Annotated in this window: 18 protein-coding genes and 1 riboswitch; of the genes, 7 read left to right on the top strand and 11 right to left on the bottom strand. The window is 70.3% G+C overall.

Annotation, left to right across the window (positions count from 1 at the left end):
• Positions 1-11: 11 nt before the first annotated feature.
• Entirely contained in the window at positions 12-983 is a 972-nt protein-coding gene (locus tag OG430_RS11705; RefSeq protein WP_327352396.1) for a LysR family transcriptional regulator, read from the bottom strand.
• A gap of 115 nt (positions 984-1,098) precedes the next feature.
• On the opposite strand from OG430_RS11705, the gene OG430_RS11700 reads away from it, so the two are divergent.
• The 4 genes from OG430_RS11700 (at position 1,099) to OG430_RS11685 (ending at position 5,910) form a co-directional block, all read left to right on the top strand.
• Positions 1,099-2,079, top strand: a complete 981-nt coding sequence (locus OG430_RS11700; protein ID WP_327352395.1) for an alpha/beta hydrolase family esterase — start codon at positions 1,099-1,101, stop codon at positions 2,077-2,079.
• The gene (locus OG430_RS11695; protein ID WP_327352394.1) at positions 2,076-3,548 is read left to right on the top strand and encodes a peptidoglycan D,D-transpeptidase FtsI family protein; all 1,473 of its coding nucleotides are present in this window, start codon (positions 2,076-2,078) and stop codon (positions 3,546-3,548) included. Before OG430_RS11700 ends, OG430_RS11695 begins: the two co-directional genes overlap by 4 nt.
• 146 nt (positions 3,549-3,694) lie before the next feature.
• Positions 3,695-4,327 (top strand): HD domain-containing protein, encoded by a 633-nt coding sequence (locus OG430_RS11690; RefSeq protein WP_327352393.1) that lies wholly within the window; start codon positions 3,695-3,697, stop codon positions 4,325-4,327.
• A gap of 77 nt (positions 4,328-4,404) precedes the next feature.
• A complete protein-coding gene (locus OG430_RS11685; RefSeq protein WP_327352392.1) occupies positions 4,405-5,910 on the top strand; it encodes a vanadium-dependent haloperoxidase in 1,506 nt (501 codons plus the stop codon).
• Positions 5,911-5,933: 23 nt separating this feature from the next.
• Here the strand turns inward: OG430_RS11685 and OG430_RS11680 are convergent, their stop codons facing one another.
• The 3 genes from OG430_RS11680 to OG430_RS11670 are packed head-to-tail and all read right to left on the bottom strand — an operon-like array spanning position 5,934 to position 7,679.
• Positions 5,934-6,614 carry a maleylpyruvate isomerase family mycothiol-dependent enzyme gene (locus OG430_RS11680; protein WP_327352391.1) on the bottom strand — a complete coding sequence of 227 codons (681 nt, stop codon included), beginning with the start codon at positions 6,612-6,614 and terminating at the stop codon, positions 5,934-5,936.
• Positions 6,607-6,858 carry a DUF397 domain-containing protein gene (locus OG430_RS11675; protein ID WP_327352390.1) on the bottom strand — a complete coding sequence of 84 codons (252 nt, stop codon included), beginning with the start codon at positions 6,856-6,858 and terminating at the stop codon, positions 6,607-6,609. Before OG430_RS11675 ends, OG430_RS11680 begins: the two co-directional genes overlap by 8 nt.
• Positions 6,855-7,679 carry a helix-turn-helix domain-containing protein gene (locus tag OG430_RS11670; protein ID WP_327352389.1) on the bottom strand — a complete coding sequence of 275 codons (825 nt, stop codon included), beginning with the start codon at positions 7,677-7,679 and terminating at the stop codon, positions 6,855-6,857. The genes OG430_RS11675 and OG430_RS11670 overlap by 4 nt, the downstream gene beginning before the upstream one ends.
• Positions 7,680-7,833: 154 nt before the next feature.
• Here OG430_RS11670 and OG430_RS11665 point away from each other — a divergent pair, with 154 nt between their 5' ends.
• Positions 7,834-8,259: an ATP-binding protein gene (locus OG430_RS11665; protein ID WP_327352388.1), complete on the top strand. Its 426-nt coding sequence runs from the start codon at positions 7,834-7,836 to the stop codon at positions 8,257-8,259.
• 55 nt (positions 8,260-8,314) lie between these two features.
• Here the strand turns inward: OG430_RS11665 and katG are convergent, their stop codons facing one another.
• Entirely contained in the window at positions 8,315-10,531 is a 2,217-nt protein-coding gene (gene katG / locus OG430_RS11660) for a catalase/peroxidase HPI (RefSeq protein ID WP_327352387.1), read from the bottom strand.
• Positions 10,532-10,760: 229 nt separating this feature from the next.
• On the opposite strand from katG, the gene OG430_RS11655 reads away from it, so the two are divergent.
• Positions 10,761-11,177, top strand: a complete 417-nt coding sequence (locus tag OG430_RS11655) for a Fur family transcriptional regulator (protein ID WP_327352386.1) — start codon at positions 10,761-10,763, stop codon at positions 11,175-11,177.
• 37 nt (positions 11,178-11,214) lie between these two features.
• Here OG430_RS11655 and OG430_RS11650 read toward each other — a convergent pair whose 3' ends face one another.
• From OG430_RS11650 to OG430_RS11640, 3 genes are read right to left on the bottom strand one after another with little or no spacing between them, the layout of a single operon-like run.
• Positions 11,215-11,811, bottom strand: a complete 597-nt coding sequence (locus OG430_RS11650) for a gamma carbonic anhydrase family protein (protein WP_327352385.1) — start codon at positions 11,809-11,811, stop codon at positions 11,215-11,217.
• Positions 11,812-11,820: 9 nt separating this feature from the next.
• On the bottom strand, positions 11,821-12,444 hold the full coding sequence (locus OG430_RS11645; protein WP_327352384.1) for a 3'-5' exonuclease: 624 nt from the start codon (positions 12,442-12,444) through the stop codon (positions 11,821-11,823).
• Positions 12,445-12,487: 43 nt separating this feature from the next.
• Entirely contained in the window at positions 12,488-12,844 is a 357-nt protein-coding gene (locus OG430_RS11640) for a MerR family transcriptional regulator (RefSeq protein ID WP_327352383.1), read from the bottom strand.
• A 126-nt stretch (positions 12,845-12,970) separates the two neighbouring features.
• Here OG430_RS11640 and OG430_RS11635 point away from each other — a divergent pair, with 126 nt between their 5' ends.
• Positions 12,971-13,411 carry a hypothetical protein gene (locus OG430_RS11635; RefSeq protein WP_327352382.1) on the top strand — a complete coding sequence of 147 codons (441 nt, stop codon included), beginning with the start codon at positions 12,971-12,973 and terminating at the stop codon, positions 13,409-13,411.
• Positions 13,412-13,476: 65 nt separating this feature from the next.
• On the opposite strand, the gene OG430_RS11630 is transcribed toward OG430_RS11635, so the two are convergent.
• The 3 genes from OG430_RS11630 to OG430_RS11620 form a co-directional block, all read right to left on the bottom strand.
• Positions 13,477-15,501: a bifunctional serine/threonine-protein kinase/transporter substrate-binding domain-containing protein gene (locus tag OG430_RS11630; protein ID WP_327352381.1), complete on the bottom strand. Its 2,025-nt coding sequence runs from the start codon at positions 15,499-15,501 to the stop codon at positions 13,477-13,479.
• A 126-nt stretch (positions 15,502-15,627) separates the two neighbouring features.
• On the bottom strand, positions 15,628-16,485 hold the full coding sequence (locus OG430_RS11625) for a bifunctional 5,10-methylenetetrahydrofolate dehydrogenase/5,10-methenyltetrahydrofolate cyclohydrolase (RefSeq protein ID WP_327352380.1): 858 nt from the start codon (positions 16,483-16,485) through the stop codon (positions 15,628-15,630).
• 32 nt (positions 16,486-16,517) lie between these two features.
• A riboswitch (ZMP/ZTP riboswitch) is annotated at positions 16,518-16,643 on the bottom strand.
• Positions 16,644-16,683: 40 nt separating this feature from the next.
• Complete coding sequence (locus OG430_RS11620; RefSeq protein ID WP_327352379.1) at positions 16,684-17,124, bottom strand: acyl-CoA thioesterase; 441 nt, start codon at positions 17,122-17,124, stop codon at positions 16,684-16,686.
• Positions 17,125-17,128 lie beyond the last annotated feature (4 nt).

Here is a 17,128-nt window from a genome sequence, read left to right as displayed (position 1 = left end):
ACCCGGCCCGCTCACAGCCAGAACTCCGCGGCCGGACGCAGATGAAGCGGCCGCGACGGCGCCTCAGGCGCGGCACCGGCGGTATCCAGCAAGGCGCGCGTGGCCGCCTCGGTGAAGGCCCCGACCGCGGCATCGCTGCGACCGGCCGGCCAGGCGACCGAGTACTGCCACGTCAGCGGCGCCGCGGCCAACGGCCGCCACACAACACCGCGATCGGCCTCCCGCGCCTCCCGCGCATCCCAGGCATCCCGCGGACCAAACGCAACGGCCCGAGACGAAAGAATCAACCCCCGCACAAAACTCGCCCCCTGCCCATGCCGCACCGCAACCGGCGAGAACCCATGCCGCGCACAAGTCGTCAGCACCTGATCATGCAGCGCGGGCGCCCCCGCACGCGGAAACAGAATCAGCTCGTACCCGTCCAGCGACCCGAGCGGCACTTCGTCCAGCGCCGCCGCCGGAGCGTCTCGCGAGATCAGCACTCCTACCTCCCGCCGCAGCACCGGCCCCAGCTCGAGCCCCGCCACCTCGCACGGATGATGGATGAGCCCCACATCGAGCCCGCGCGCCCCGAACAGATCGAGCTGCTGCGCCGTGGTCAGCTCGTGCAGCTCCAGCTCGACCCCCGCATGCCGCTCCCGGAACGCCGCGAGGATCGCCGCCACGGTGTCCCCCGAGAGATCCGGCGGCAGCGCGGCCCGCAACAGCCCGCTCTCGCCGTCCCGGATCCGGCGGGCGGTGGCGAGCAGGGACTCGGAGCGGTCGAGCAGCGTACGTGCCTCGTCGAGCAGCAAGGTCCCCGCCTTCGTGATCGTCACCTGTCGGCTGGTCCGCTCGAAGAGCCGCACGCCCAGCTCGCGCTCAAGGCGCTGGATGCGCTGGGACAGGGGCGGCTGGGCCATGCCCAGGCGTTCCGCGGCACGGCCGAAGTGTGACTCTTCTGCAACAGCCACGAAGCACTCCAGGTGCCGTATCAGGTCCACAACCAGCAACGATACTGGATCGCTATGAATACATAACTCATAACAATCTTGGACACGACAGGCCCCGGCCTGGTCTTCTCCTCTCATGCAGACGCCTTTCACCCCTTTTCGCGCCTTGCTCAAGCCTTTGGCCGGATTCCTCACCCTCGGCCTGGCCCTCACCGCCTGCGCCACGCACCAGGACCCCGCCGACCCCACGACCCCGTCCGCGGCGTCCTCCTCGGCACCCGTCGACCAGCGCGCACACCTCAAGGTCGACGGCGTCTCGCGCGCCTTCCTCCTGCACCGGCCGGCCGCGACCAAAGCCCCCAAGCCCCTAGTGATCGCCTTCCACGGCAGAGGCGAAACCGCCGACCGCATGCGCGACCGCACTCGCCTCAACACCGCAACTGCCGCCCGCGGCATGCTCATTGCCTACCCCGAGGGCCTGCACAAGGGCTGGGGCGCCGGCACCGCACGCACCGAGCGGCGCCCCGACCCGGACGCCGACGTCCGGTTCGCCGAGGCACTGGTCGACGAACTGGTGCGGACCGAGGGGGCCGACCCCCGCCGCGTCTATGTCGTCGGCTTCTCCAACGGCGGCTCGATGGCCCTGCGCATCGCCGCCCAGCGCCCCCGCCTGGTCGCCGCCGCGGGCGCGGTCGCGGCCCAGCTCCCGACCGGGTCCGCCGAGGTGAAGCCCACCGGACCGGTCCCGCTCCTGCTCATCCACGGAGCCGACGACCCCGTACGTCCCCTCGCGGGCCGGCCCGCTGGGGACCCGCCGAACCCGGGCGACGAACCGATCACCCCGACGAGGTCGACCCGCGCCACGGCCGAGGCCTTCGCCGCCAAGGGCCCGCACGGCAAGGCCGACGAGACGGCGGCCGCCGGCTACGACCGCACGGACTGGAGCTCCCCGAAGGCCCCGGTCGAACTCCTGGTCATGCACGACGCGGGCCACACCTGGCCCGGCTCACCGGAGAAGCCGTCCAAGGGATTCGGCCGCACCAGCACCGCCCTCGACGCGACCACCACGATCCTCGACTTCCTCGTGAAGCCCGAAGGCAACCCCGCAGGCAGCAACCTCGAAGACAATCCCGGAGCCCAGCCGTGAACCGCACCCTCCGCCACATAGCCGTCCTCTGCGGAGTCCTGGTCCTCGCGCTGCTCCTGCGCATGACCTGGGTGCAGGTCGTCGACTACAAGGAGCTGGCCGAGCACCCGAACAACCGCCGCGTCGCCATCGATTCGTTCGCGCAGGCCCGCGGCAACATCATCGTCGGCGGCGAGCCGATCACCGGCTCCGCCCGCACCACCGGCTCGGACCTCAAGTACAAGCGGACGTACAAGGACGGTCCCCTGTACGCCCCCGTCACCGGCTACTTCTCGCAGGCGCAGGGCGCGACCTTCCTCGAAGGCGTCCACAAGGACATCCTCAGCGGCAAGGACCGCAGGCTGCTCGGCAACCCCGTCGACGCGCTCACCGGTAAGAAGTCCCTCCCCGGCGACGTCGTCACCACCATCGACCCGGCCGCCCAGAAGGCCGCGTACAAGGGACTGAAGGACCTCGACGCCAAGGGCGCGGTGGTCGCCCTGGACCCCCGTACCGGCAAGATCCTCGCCATGGCGAGCACGCCCTCGTACGACCCCTCCGTCTTCGCGGGCATCTCCGGCAAGGAGGGCGAGGCCTTCGAGAAGCTGGCGAAGGACAAGCGCAAGCCGCTCAACAACCGTGCGCTGCGCGAGAGTTACCCGCCGGGCTCGACCTTCAAGATCCTCACCGCGGCCGCCGCCCTGGAGCACGGCACGATCACCGACATCGACGCGCCGTCCGGCGCGAAGGACCCGTACAAGCTGCCGCAGAGTTCCAGGGAAGTCGGCAGCCTCGTGCCCGACTCCCGGTGCGACAAGGCCTCGTTGAAGACCGCCCTGCAGTGGTCCTGCAACAACGTCTTCCTCGACACGGCCCTGAAGACCGGCAAGGACAAGATGCGGGAGACCGCGGAGAAGTTCGGGTTCAACAAGGAGCAGTTCACGCCGGTACGTTCCGCCGCCAGCGGCTATCCGAAGGAGCTTGATCAGCCGCAGACCGCGCTGACCGGCATAGGGCAGGGCAGTGCCACCACCACTCCGCTGCAGATGGCCATGGTGACCGCCGGGCTCGCCAACGGCGGCAAGGTGATGAAGCCCTACATGGTCGACGAGCTGCGCGGACCCGACCTCGACACGATCGAGAAGAGCGAGCCCGAGGTCCTCGGCCAGGCCGTCTCGCCCGACACCGCCCGCAAGGTGCAGCAGATGATGGAGCACACCGTCACCGACGGCACGGGCGGCAAGGTGAAGATCGACGGGGTGACGGTCGGCGGCAAGCCGGGCACCGCCCAGCACGGTGCGGACGTACGCGACGAGGATCCGTACGCCTGGTTCGTGTCCTACGCCAAGCAGGCCGACGGCTCCTCGCCGGTCGCGGTCGCCGTGTTCGTGGACCCCGAGGACATGGACATCTCCCGCCCCGACATCGCGGGCGGCCGCCTGGGCGCGCCGATCGCGAAGGCGGTGATGCAGGCCGTGCTGAAGCGATAGGGCCCGCCGGTGGATTCCGTGGTTCCCGGATGGTTTCCGGGTGGTGGAACCTCACAAAGCCAACACGGCAAATGTCGTCAACGCGTCCGCCCGCACGCACAGTTGGTCACCGCATCCCCGCACGTCACCCCACGCAAGGAGCAGGCATGACCATCGCCGGCATCAAGGTCCCCGACAGCGCCCTGGCCAAGGAGGCCACCGAGCTGGTGCGGGACACGGCCAACGAGCTGATCTTCCATCACTCGCGGCGGGTCTATCTCTTCGGTGCGCTGCAGGGGACGAACCGCTCGCTCGGCTTCGACCCCGAACTGCTTTACGTGGGCGCCATGTTCCACGACCTCGGCCTCACCGAGTCGCACGCCGGCTCGACGCAGCGCTTCGAGATCGACGGCGCCGACGACGCCCGGAAGTTCCTGCTCGACCACGGCATCGCGGAGGACGGCGCCCGCGTCGTCTGGGAGGCCATCGCGCTGCACACCACGCCGGAGATCCCGTCCCGGATGGCGCCGGAGATCGCCCTGGTCACGGCCGGGGTCGAGCTCGACGTGCTGGGCATCGGCTACGACGACGTCAGCGACGAGCAGCGCGCCGAGGTCGTCGCCGCCCACCCGCGCCCCGACTTCAAGAACCAGATCCTGCAGGCCTTCAACGGCGGCATCGCGCACCGCCCCGACACCACCTTCGGCAACGTCAAGGCGGACGTCCTGGAGCGCTACACCGAGGGATACGTACGCCCCAACTTCGTGGACGTCATCACGGGCTCCCGCTGGGCCGAGTGACCGGCCGGCCGAACCACCGGCCGGCCGGACCCACGCCACACAGCCCCGCACTCCCACGAAAGGCCCGTGACGTCCTGATGACCCGCAGCCTGACCCGCAGCAGACGCTGGACCACCCTCGGCGCGCTCACCGCCCTGACCTTCGCCACCGCGGTGACCGTGCCCGCGGCCGCCACGCCCGACGACCACCCCCGTGCCGCCGCCGACGCCCGGAGCGAGCGCGAGAACGTCGTCCTGCAGTGGAACCAGCAGACCATCGAGGCCATGAAGGCCAACTCCCGGGCCACGGGCCAGAACACGCCCCCGCCCGTCTCCGGCCGCACCCTCGGCATCGTGCACAACGCGATCTACGACGCGTGGGCGGCGTACGACCGCCGTGCCGTCGGCACCGAGCTCGGCGGCGACCTGCGCCGCCCGCGCGCGGAGCGCACCACTGCCAACAAGCGCAAGGCGATCAGCTTCGCCGCACACCGGGCGCTCGCCGACCTCTACCCGGCCCAACGTGCCACCTTCGACGCCAAGTTGAAGTCCCTCGGCTACGACCCGGCCGAGGCGGCGGACGCGGCCCCCGGCTCGCCCGCCGCCGTCGCCCTCGCCGCGACCGACGCGATCCTGGAAGAGCGTCACCAGGACGGCTCCAACCAGCTCGCCAGCCCGCCGTACGCGACCGCCCCCGGCACGTACACGCCGGTCAACGCCCCGCAGGACGTGAACCATTTCGACAAGGAAGCCCTGGTCGCCCCCGACCGCTGGGCGCCGCTGATCACGGCCGACGGCAAGACGCAGCAGTTCGTCACGCCGCAGTTCGCGGACGCGCGGCCCTTCGTGATCGACGACACGGCGAAGTACGTTCCGCCGACGCCCCCGAAGTACGGCACGCCGGAGGCGGACGCCGCGATCGAGAAGCAGATCGAGCGCAACGCGGGCCTCACCGAACGCCAGAAGGCGATAGCCGAACACTGGCAGTGGCCCCAGGAGGGCTCCTCCTCGGTGCCGCAGGCCTGGGCCCGCTTCGTCTCGGCCCGCGACCACCACACCCTCGACGACGACGTGAAGCTGTTCTTCGCGCTCAACATCGCCGAGGCGGACGAGGCGGTCGTCGACTGGAAGACGAAACGCGACTTCGACTACGGCCGCCCCATCACCATGATCCGTTACGCCAAGTCGGGCCAGGAGATCAAGGGTTGGGCCGGTCCGGGCAAGGGCACGCAGACGATCGACGGCTCCAAGTGGCGCCCGTACCTGAACACCCCGGGCTTCGCCGCGTACGGCTCCGGGCACACCGGATTCACGGCAGCGGGCGCCGAGATCCTGAAGCAGTTCACCGGCTCCGACCGCTACGGCGCCACCGGCGTCATCAAGGCGGGCTCGTCCCAGATCGAGCCGGGCCTGCCCACGAAGGACGTCGCCCTGAAGTGGCCGACGTTCAGCGCGGCGGCCAAGGAGGTCGGCTACTCACGGCTGTGGGGCGGCGTGCACTGGGAGTTCGACCACACGGAGGGCGACGCGCAGGGGCGGAAGCTGGCGCGGGACGTGTGGGCGGAGTCGAAGCGGTACTTCGACGGGACGCATCCGGACGCCTGAGTTGCCCTTGTACCAGGGTGAGTTCAACCCCAAGCCGGGGTCGGGGGCAGCGGCCAGTCAGGCGGCTGCGGGACCCCGGCCCCGGACCCGTTCCCGGGTGCGGGCGAGCGACCGCTGAGCCAGCCGAGCAGGGCGTGGCCGGGAGCCTCGATCGCCGGTCCGGCGGGGGACAGGGTCCAGGTGCGGCCCAGGTCGGTCGCTTCGACCCGGCCGAGCGGGAAGCCGCGTGCGGCGAGCGCGACGAGGGTGCCGTCGAGGGCCCAACTCACGTACGCCTGCGGCCAGTCGGCCGACTCGTACCCCGACCCCAGGTCGACATGGTGCGTCTCCAGCTCCCGCCAGCACCGGTACAGCGTGAACCAGGCCGGATGCCGGTATCCCGCCTTCGCGGTGACCAGGACGTCCCATGCCTCGTACGGCATCCGTCGCGCGTCATCGAGCATCCGCTCAAGGCCCTGCTGTACGTCGCCGTCGCCGTCGCCGGGTGCTGCGGGGTGTGGCGTGCCGATGCGGGCCAGGTTCAGCAGGCGTACGTAGGCGTCGGCGGCCCCGGCGATGTGGTCGAGCGTGTCCCTGCGGGTCCAGCCGGGGAGCCTTGAGGGCGCGTCGAGTTGGGCATCGTCGAGCTTGGCCGTGGTGGCGGCCAGGCGGGCGTGGGAGGCCTCGATGTGGTCGAGGATCGCTTCGATGTCGGGCTTATCCACGCGGGGCGACGGCGTGTGCCAGGAAGGTCTGCCAGGCCTTGGGGGAGAGGGTGAGCTGGGGGCCTTCGGGGTGCTTGGAGTCGCGGATGTGGATGGTGGTGGGGCAGGTGGCGATTTCTACGCAATCGCCGCTTGAGTCGCCGCTGTAACTGGACTTGTGCCAGGAGAGGGCGACTTCTACACAGTCGCCGCTGGAACCGCTGCTGTAACTGCTCTTGAACCAGGCCAGTTCGTGGGTGCTCATAGCGCTCCTCGCAGACGCTCCAACAGGCCCACGGAATCCTCGGGGGTGAGGGCCTGCGTCCGCAGTTTCGCATACCGTCGGTGGAGCGTGCTGATCACTTTGGGGTCGGAGACGAACTGCCCGTTCTCCTGGCCCTCCAGGTACCCGTACCACCGGTTGTCCGGGGTTTCGAGGAGCTGAATCGGGCCGTCCAATCCGGGATGAACTCCCCGTGATTGAGGCATGATCTGCAGCTTCACGTTCCGTGGCGACGTGCGCTCCAGCATGCGGTCGATCACCTCACGCATGACCGCGGCGCCCCCGGTGGGCCTCGTCACCACGTGCTCCTCGACGATGAAGCTGTACGTCGAGTTGGGGCGGTCGAGGAGCAGTTGCTGCCGTTCCGCGCGGGCCGTGAGCTGGTGCTCGATCTGCTCGTCGGTCAGCGGCGGCTCGCGCTCCTCGAAGAGCGTCCTGGCGTACGCCTCGGTCTGCAACAGGCCCGGAACGAGCCGCGATTCGAAGGTGTAGAGGCTCACCGCGTCCTGCTCCAGGTGGGCCCAATGTCGGAACCAGGACGCGATCCCGGGTTGGCGTGCCAGCTGGTTGGCCGCCACTCGCAGCGTGCCGAACGCGTCGAGGCTCGCCTCGCACTGGTCCACGAACCGCTGCGGCGGCAGCCTTCTGCCCTGCTCCACCGAGGCCAGGAAGTGAGTGGAGTAGCCGATCTCCGAGGCCAGCGACTCCTGCGTGTAGGAGGCGTGCTTGCGGAAGCTCTTCAGTACGGCACCGAAGGCTTTGAGCCCATCGGACGGTTCCGGCTCGGTAGTGCTTGACGACATCACGGGTCACCCCTGACGCTCTCGTACGTCCCCGCCAACTCGCCCATGGTTACGGGCAGTTACGCGTACTGTCCAGTGCGTGAACTCGTACGCTGCGAAACCGTACGAGTTTCGCCCCTGACCGGGTGACCCCGGCAGGCGTGACCGTAGGGCCATGCACTCGGCAACAACCCACCCCCTGGCCATGACCCAGCGCATCAGCGCAACCCCACGCGGCGCCCGCCTCGCCCGCCACCTGGCCACGGCCCAACTCGCCGCCTGGGGCATCCCGCACGACACCGAACCCTCGCAGGCCGCCGCAGCGATCGTCGCCGAGCTGGCCGCGAACGCCGTGACGCACGGCCGCGTCGCCGGGCGCGACTTCGAGCTCGGCCTCCACCTGGACGGCGCCACCCTGCGAATCGCGGTCAGTGACGCACGTACCGAGAAACAACCCCCGCGATTCGGCGAGGCCCCTGCCCCCGAAGCCGAGACCGGACGAGGTCTCCTCCTCGTCCAATCCCTCGCCACCGCCTGGGGCGTAACCGCGCGTGACATCGGCAAGACGGTGTGGGCCGAACTCCACGTGTCCACACACTGAGAGGCGCCCGCGTCGGCCACGTACGGCCGGCGCGGACGCCTCAAAAGGATGGAACTCAGACGCGGGCGTCGAACCGGTCCAGGTCCATGACCTTGCCCCACGCGGCGGCGAAGTCCTTCACGAACTTCTCCTTCGCGTCGTCGCTCGCGTACACCTCGGCGACCGCGCGCAGCTCGGAGTTGGAGCCGAAGACCAGGTCGGCACGCGTACCCGTCCACTTGACCGCGCCGGAGCCGTCACGGCCCTCGAACTCGTCCTGCGCCGAGGACGTCGACTTCCAGGTCGTGCCCATGTCGAGCAGGTTGACGAAGAAGTCGTTCGTCAGCGTGCCCGGCTTGTCGGTGAACACGCCGTGCTTCGACCCGCCGTGGTTGGCGCCGAGGACGCGCAGACCGCCGACGAGGACCGTCAGCTCGGGCGCGCTGAGGGTCAGCAGGTTCGCCTTGTCGAGCAGCAGGAACTCGGCCGGCAGACGGTTGCCCTTGCCGACGTAGTTGCGGAAGCCGTCGTTGGTCGGCTCAAGGGCGGCGAACGACTCGACGTCCGTCTGCTCCTGCGAGGCGTCCACACGGCCCGGCGTGAACGTCACCTCGACCTCGACGCCGCCGTCCTTGGCGGCCTTCTCGACCGCCGCGGTGCCCGCGAGGACGACGAGGTCGGCCAGCGAGACCTTCTTGGCGCCGGAGTTGAAGGACGACTGGATGCCTTCGAGGGTACGCAGGACCTGCGCGAGGCCGTCCGGGTTGTTGACCTCCCAGCTGCGCTGCGGCTCCAGGCGGATGCGGCCGCCGTTGGCGCCGCCGCGCTTGTCGCTGCCGCGGAAGGAGGACGCCGCGGCCCAGGCCGCCGAGACCAGCTGCGCGGTGGTGAGGTCCGAGCCGAGGATCTGCTCCTTGAGGGAGGCGACGTCCGCGGCGTCGATCTGCTGACCCTCGGCCGCCGGCAGCGGGTCCTGCCAAAGGAGCACCTCGGAGGGCACCTCCGGGCCGAGGTAGCGCACGACCGGGCCCAGGTCACGGTGCGTCAGCTTGTACCAGGCGCGGGCGAAGGCGTCCGCGAACTGCTCGGGGTTCTCGTAGAAGCGCCGCGAGATCTGCTCGTAGACCGGGTCGAAGCGCAGCGACAGGTCGGTGGTGAGCATCTGCGGGCGGTGCTTCTTCGACGCGTCGAAGGCGTCCGGGATGATCTCCTCGGCGTTCGTCGCCACCCACTGGTGCGCACCCGCCGGGCTCTGCGTGAGCTCGTACTCGTACTCGAAGAGGTGCTTGAAGAAGTCGTGGCCCCACTTGGCGGGCGTGGTCGTCCAGATGACCTCGAGACCGCTGGTGATCGCGTCGGCGCCGACGCCGGTGCCGTGGGTGCTCTTCCAGCCGAAGCCCTGCTGCTCCATGGGCGCGGCCTCGGGGTCGTCCCCGACGCTCTCGCTCGGGCCCGCGCCGTGGGTCTTGCCGAAGGTGTGGCCACCGGCGATGAGCGCGACGGTCTCCTCGTCGTTCATCGCCATGCGGCGGAACGTCTCGCGGATGTCGCGGGCCGCGGCGACCGGGTCCGGGTTGCCGTTGGGGCCCTCGGGGTTGACGTAGATGAGACCCATCTGGACGGCGCCGAGCGGGTTCTCCAGCTCGCGGTCGCCGGTGTAGCGCTCGTCGTCGAGCCAGGTGGTCTCGGGACCCCAGTAGACGTCCTCGTCGGGCTCCCACACGTCCGCGCGACCGCCGGCGAAGCCGAAGGTCTTGAAGCCCATGGTCTCCAGGGCGACGTTGCCGGTGAGGACCATGAGGTCGGCCCAGGACAGGCTCTGGCCGTACTTCTGCTTCACCGGCCACAGCAGGCGGCGGGCCTTGTCGAGGCTGACGTTGTCCGGCCAGCTGTTGAGCGGGGCGAAGCGCTGCTGCCCGGCCCCGGCGCCGCCGCGGCCGTCGCTGATGCGGTACGTGCCCGCGCTGTGCCACGCCATCCGGATCATCAGCGGGCCGTAGTTCCCGAAGTCGGCCGGCCACCAGTCCTGCGAGGTGGTCAGGACATCTGCGATGTCCCGCTTCACGGCAGGCAGATCGAGGGAGTTGAACGCCTCGGCGTAATCGAACTCCTCGCCGAGCGGGTTGGCCACGGCCGGGTTCTTCGCGAGGATCTTCAGGTTCAGCCGCTCCGGCCACCACTGGCGGTTGCCGCCGCCCTGGGTGGGGTGCAGCGCACGTCCGTGGGCGACGGGGCAGCCGCCTGTTTCCTCAGGCTCGGGGTCTGTGACGATCGCGTCGTGGTTGTCAGTCATGAAAATCCCTCCGGACGGGGCGGATCTCGGTGCGCTCGATGCTCGATGCTCGGGGACTGCGGGAGGGCGGAGGGTGGAGCAGATGAACCGTCACATCCCTTGGCCCACTGTTGCTTTGTCCCTTGGCCGTCGCCGGAACCGATCCTACGATGGACGAAATCCAAGTCAATGGAACGACCAGACCCGTACGGATTCATTCTTCGGACTTTGCACAGTTAGGCTGGTGGACATGAGTGATCTGCTGGAACGGCTTCGTGGGCGTGGCTGGCGGATGACCGCCCAGCGCCGGGTGGTTGCCGAGGTGTTCGACGGCGACCACGTCCACCTCACCGCGGACGAGGTCCTGGCACTCGCCACGGCCCGGCTGCCGGAGATCTCTCGCGCCACGGTCTACAACACGCTCGGCGAACTGGTCACCCTCGGCGAAGTCCTCGAAGTCGCCACCGACGGCCGGGCCAAGCGCTACGACCCGAACGCCCACCACCCCCACCAGCACCTGATGTGCACGTCCTGCGGCACGATCCGCGACGTCCACCCGGGCGGTGACCCCCTGGCCGACCTCCCGGCCTCCGAACGCCTCGGCTTCACGGTGTCCGAGGCGGAGGTGACGTACCGGGGGCTGTGCCCGGACTGCGCCGTGGCTTGAGCCGAACCGTGCCACTGCTCAAGTGGCCCGCGAGTGGTCAGCCGTCGAGCAGGCGATCGTCCCTGTGGGCCGCGTAGAAGTCGGTCTGACGGGCCATGACGTCGCGCATCGGCGTGCCCCGCGAGACCCCGTAGACGGTGCCGGGGAAGTCCAGCCCGCGTTGCTTCTCCCACAGGTCGGCATGCCGGTCGGGGGAGAACAGCTCGGCCGGGTCGCCGGCCGCGATCCATCCGATCGGGACGACGGTGCCGGGCAGCAGCCGCGAGTTGACGTGCAGCACGCTGTTGATCCGCAACTCCGAGCCGGCCCCCGCCACGGCACCGGGAAACATCGACGCCCCGGTCGCGACGAACACCTCGTCTTCCACACTGGCGCCGTTGACGTGCGCGTGCGGACCGATCAGCACCGCGTCGCCGATGCGGGCCGGATGCTCCGCCCGGCCCCGGACCAGGGCGTTCTCCATCACCACCACATCCGCCCCGATACGGACCTCACCGTCCTCGGCGCTCAGCACGGCGCCGTGCAGGATGCGGGCGCGTTCCCCCAGGACGACGGCTCCGCAGAGCACGGCCGAGGGGGCGACATAGGCGGACTCGGGGACCACGGGCTTCTTGCCCCGATGTTCGATCAGCATGCCCCGAGCCTACGAGCCGCCCTCAGCGGCGCCGTCCCAGGCCATCAGATTCCCCAGCAGCTCCGCCTGCTCGATCGCGTCGTCCAGCGCGTGATGGGTGTGCCTGCGCCGCGACAGCAGATGCCGCGGCATGGTCCCCTTGGCCACCGCCCGCAACGGCAGCCCCGCCTTCGTCGCGTACAACGTCTTCATGTCGAGACAGCCCGAGTGCCCGAAGGGGCTCTCACCGGTGAAGCGGATCAAGTACCAGTACAGGAACGTCCAGTCGTACGAGGCCGGATACCCACACATCACAGGCTGCGCCCCACCACCACTGACCTCCCGCACCCACTGGGTGAACTCGCCCAGGGCAAGGGCGGGTTCGCTCCCCTCCTCCTTCAACCGCTCCCGATCGAGCCCACTGACGGCCAGCGCCTCGGGGACGAACTCCTCGCTGATGGGCTTGAGTTCGCGATAGAAGGTCTGGGCTTCGGGATCGGCGGGGTGCCATCCGCCCCCGTCCCCTTTCCCTTCCCCGTCCTGCCGTCCGGCGACCGCCGCGCCGAAGCTGATCATCGAGTAGGGGCCGGGGATGGGGCCGTCGGCCTCGATGTCGACGGAGATGTAGAGGCTGGGTCTGATGCGTCTGGCCATGAGGCGAGGGTGCCAGGGGCGCGTCGGCGGGGCATCTGAATTGTCAGTCGGCCGCCCGCAGCGGACACCCCGTACCCACCCGCGCCGTGAGTTCCGCACGCAGCGCGCCCAGTTCGGCCATGCGGGCGTCGATGACCTGGATCTTCTCCTCGAACAGCGCGGACAGTGCCGCCGCGGAGTCCGGCAGCTCGCGCAACTCCGCGCCGTGCCGGGCGATTTCCGCGAGGGAGAGGCCGAGGGTCTGCGCGGTGCGCACGTACTGGAGCCAGGCCACCGTCTCGGGAGAGAAGTCGCGGTACCCGTTGGCCAGCCGCTCTCCGGCGACCAGGCCGACCTTCTCGTAGAAGCGGATGGCGTCCCTGCTCAGGCCCGTCTGTGCGGCCAGTTCTCCGATACGCATGCCCTGTGGCCCCCACCCATCCCCGTCATCGCCCGTCATGGTGCGGCCGATGAACTTGACCTTGGACCGTACTCCACTGTTTAGCGTGAGGCGATCGCTGACCGAACCGTACTGGGAGCCCTCATCGTGATCCGATTCCTCACCCCCACCCGCCCCTCCTACCCCCGCGTCGTACGCGCCAGCGCCTGGTACGACCTCCTCGTCACCGCGGGCTTCGCGACGCCGTGGACGTACGAGCTGGTGCACCGCATGCTGTCGTCGCTGGGCGAGGCATGGGGACTTGGCGTCCTGCCCGAACTCGACCCGATGCAGGTCCTGTACGCGAATCTGATGGGCTCGGTCGTGGTCGTCTGGTCGGTGCTTCGTCTCCTCAGGCCGCTGCCCGTGCACGGTCTTTACGACGGTGCGGCGCGCACGCTGTTCTCGATCTGGATGGCGTACGCACTCGCCCTCGGCGCCCCGCAGTGGCTGTGGGCGTTCCTCGTCGTCGAGGTCACGTGGGGGGTTGTCCAGCTCGCGCCGTGGGCGGTCGGGAGGGCTGCGCGTGCGGAGAGAATGGCCGTGTGACCCTGCCGTTGCTTTCCGCCGGGGCGGTTGCCGCGCACTACGAGCGGGAATGCTGAACGCCCGTGTCAGCGGCCCGCGTTGATCTCCGCCTTGCGCACCGCGCCGTCCGGCACCGACCACTTCTTGAGGATCCTCGTGTACTCGCCGCTCTTGAGGAGGCGGGCAAGGGCCGCCTGTACGGCGTCCCGCAGGTCGGGTGCGGACTTGGCGACCGCGATGCCGTAGAGCGCGACCGGCTCGATCGGCCGGGAGGTGGCGAGTTCGAGGGACGTGCCGTCGGAGTGGGTCGCGGCCGTGTACGCCGCGAGCGGGTACTCGTCGAGGCAGGCCGCGGACCGGCCCTTGGCGACATCGGCGTACATGTCGAACGACGTCTCGTGCTCCCGGATGCGCAGCCCCTCGGGGAGCTTCTTGTCCAGTTCCCGCAGGTAGTCCTGCGAGACCGTGCCGTACTGCACGGACACGGACTTGCCCGACAGGTCCTCGGGGCGGGTGATGCCGTCCGGATTGCCCTTGCGCACGACGAGGGAGAGCCCGGCCCGGAAGTAGTCGACGAAGTCGACGCCGGGGCCGGTCTTCTTGCCCTCCGCGAGGCCCTTCTGGCGGTCCTCGGTGTCGACCATCGCCGACATGACCAAGTCATAGGTGCCGGTGCTCAGTGCGCCGAGCAGCGATTCGAACGCCGCCGTCTTGAACCGGACTTCGATGTCGAGCTCCCGGCCGAGCGCGTCGGCGACGTCCACGTCGATGCCGGTGGGCTTGCCCTCCTCCATGGATTCCATGGGCGGGTAGGACATGTCCGCGCCGACGGTGAGGGAGCCCCGGTCGCGGATGGCCTTCGGAAGCCGGTCGGAGAGGGAGCCGGACGCGGGCGGTGTCGTCCCGCCGGTCCCGGTCTTCCCGCCACCGCCCGGATCCTTGCCGCCCGTGCCACCGGTGGTGCCCTCGCCGTCGGGCCGCAGCGCCCAGGCGACGGCCCCGCCACCCGCCACGACCCCGGTGACGGACAGCGCGGCCAGCACACGGCGGCGGCTCGGGCCGCGGGGAGCGGGCGGGGTGACGGTCTGCTGCAGGGGTGGTGCGTACGGGCCGTCCACGAAGGGCGTGGGCGGGCCGAACTGGCCCAGGGGTGGGGGAGTCGGGCTCACGGCCGGGGGGCCTTCCGGCTCCGTGGCCGGGGGACGCGCCGGCTCCGCGCCCGGTGACCGCGGGTCACGCATGATCTCGGTGGAGAGCCGGTGCAGTTGTACGGTGACGGGCTCGGGCAGCCAGTCGCCGTACGGCCCGGCCGGCCCCACCCACTCACCGAGCCGCGCGAGCGAGGGCCGGGCCCCCGGATCCTTGGCCAGGCAGGCCGCCGCCAACTCCCGCAACCTGCCGGGGAGTTCAGCGAGCTGCGGCTCCTCGTGCACCGTGCGGTACATGAGCACCGTCGGATCGGCGGCCCCGTACGGACCGGCACCCGTGGCCGCGTACGAGATCACCCCGCCGAGCGCGAACACGTCCGCCGCGCCCGTGATCTTCGGCCCCGAGGTGACGAGCTGCTCCGGCGCCATGAACCCGGGGGTGCCGAGCGTGGTTCCGGTCATCGTCAGGGCGGTGTCCGCCGCGGAGTGGGCGATGCCGAAGTCGATGACGCGGGGGCCCTCGGCGGTGAGCAGGATGTTCGACGGCTTGAGGTCGCGGTGCACCAAACCGTGCGCGTGCACGGCCGACAACGCCTGCAGCAGCCCCGCCGTCAACAGCAGCACCGCGGGCTCCGGCAGCCGCCCGCAGTCGTGCACGGCGTCCGTCAGCGAGACGCCCGGCACGTAGTCGGTGGCCATCCACGGCGCATCGTCGTCCGGCGCGGCATCGACCACCGGGGCCACGAACGGCCCGCCCACCCGCCGTGCCGCGGCCACCTCGCGCGCGAACCGGATGCGAAACCCCCGGTCGTCGGCCAGCTCGGGCCGCGCGGCCTTCACCGCGACGGTCCGCCCGTCGGCCGAGCGGCCCAGATAGACCCGCCCCATGCCGCCGCTGCCGAGCAGCCCGATGAGCCGGAACCGACCGATCTGCTCCGGATCGTCCTTACCCAGCGGTCGCACCGAAACCCCCACGCTTCTCACCCATTGCCGAACGGCAGTATTCCGCACGCGATTTGGTGTGTCGCCAGGTGGGGCGGCCTCGCCCCGCAGCCGTCCCGAGGCCGGGGGGCGAGCCCGAAAGCGGACCTAGGCCAGGCCCGCCTCCGCCGAATCCAGCGTCTGCTCGAGCAGCACCGCGATCGTCATCGGCCCCACCCCGCCCGGCACCGGCGTGATCAGCGACGCGCGCTCGGCCGCCGACGCGAAGTGCACATCGCCCACGTTCCCCGCGTTGTAGCCCGCGTCGAGCACCACCGCGCCGGGCTTGATGTCCTCGCCCCGGATGAACTCCGGCCGCCCGACGGCCGCGACGAGGATGTCGGCCTCGCGGATGATCGAGGGCAGGTCCACGGTGCGCGAGTGGCAGTACGTCACCGTCGCGTCCCGCGCGAGGAGCATCATGCCGACCGGCTTGCCGAGGATCGCGCTGCGCCCGACGACCACGGCGCGCTTGCCGGTCGGGTCGACGTCGTACGCGTCGAGCAGGCGCATGATCCCGCCGGGCGTGCAGGAGGCGAAACCGGGCAGGCCGAAGCCCATCGCCGCGAACGAGTGCATCGTGACGCCGTCGACGTCCTTGCCGGGCGCGATCGCCTCGAACGCGGCCCGCTCGTCGATCTGCGCCGGCACCGGGTGCTGCAGCAGGACGCCGTGCACATCGGGGTCCTCGGACAGCTCGGTGAGGGTGGCGACGAGCTGCTCGGTGGTGGTCTCGGCGGGCAGGGCGACGAAGCGCGAGTCGATGCCGGCCTTGGCGCAGCGGTTGCGCTTCATCCGTACGTACGTCTCCGACGCCGGGTCGTCGCCGACGAGGACGGCGGCCAGGCAGGGCGCCTTGCCGGTGCGCTCGGTGAAGGCGGCGGCGCGGGCGGCGGTGCGCTCACTGATCTTGCGGGCGAGGGCGGTGCCGTCCATGAGCTGGGCGGTGTGTGCGGGCGCGGTCATCGGCGTCTCCTGGGCGTCGGCTGCGGAAGCTGCGGATTCGCCCAGGCGCGCGGCAACGTACGACGACACCGGTGACATCAGTGCGGCGACGCGAGACGGCGGACCGTCGGGCCGCTCCCCGGTGGTACTCCACCTCAGCGCCAGTCACGGCCCGCCCAGTACTTTAATCGACGCCGCGCCCGCCCCGGGCCGGGATGCCTACAGCCCGAAGAGACCGGGCTCCGTGGCGAGCGCTTTGAAGTGCTCCCTGGGGTCAGTGACCAGTTTCCGCGCCTTGAGGTCCATCAGGCCGCCCACCGCCGAGATCTCCGCCGAGACCGTGCCGTCCGTCTTGCGGATGGTCTGCACGATGCGGAAGGTCTTGCCCTCGCCCCACTCGAAGGCGCAGCTCACCGTCACCTCGTCGCCGGCGCGCAGCTCCCGCAGGTAGCGGATGGTCGTCTCCAGGGCGACGGGCCCGACGCCCTTGTCCACCAGGTCGCTCTGCCGGATCCCGGCCGCGTGCAGCAGCGACCAGCGGCCGTGCTCGGCGTACTGCAGATAGACGGCCTGGTTGAGATGGCCCTGGGTGTCCGTCTCGTAGCCCCGGACGGTCACGGGCACGGTGAAGGGCTGGGGCTGGAGTTCGGACTCGGCCACGGTT

Origin of the sequence: Streptomyces sp. NBC_01304, from assembly GCF_035975855.1 — a bacterium.
In the GTDB taxonomy this organism is placed as follows: domain Bacteria; phylum Actinomycetota; class Actinomycetes; order Streptomycetales; family Streptomycetaceae; genus Streptomyces.
Note: the sequence above shows the minus strand (reverse complement) of the source record. Positions and strands in the feature narration are given on the sequence as shown.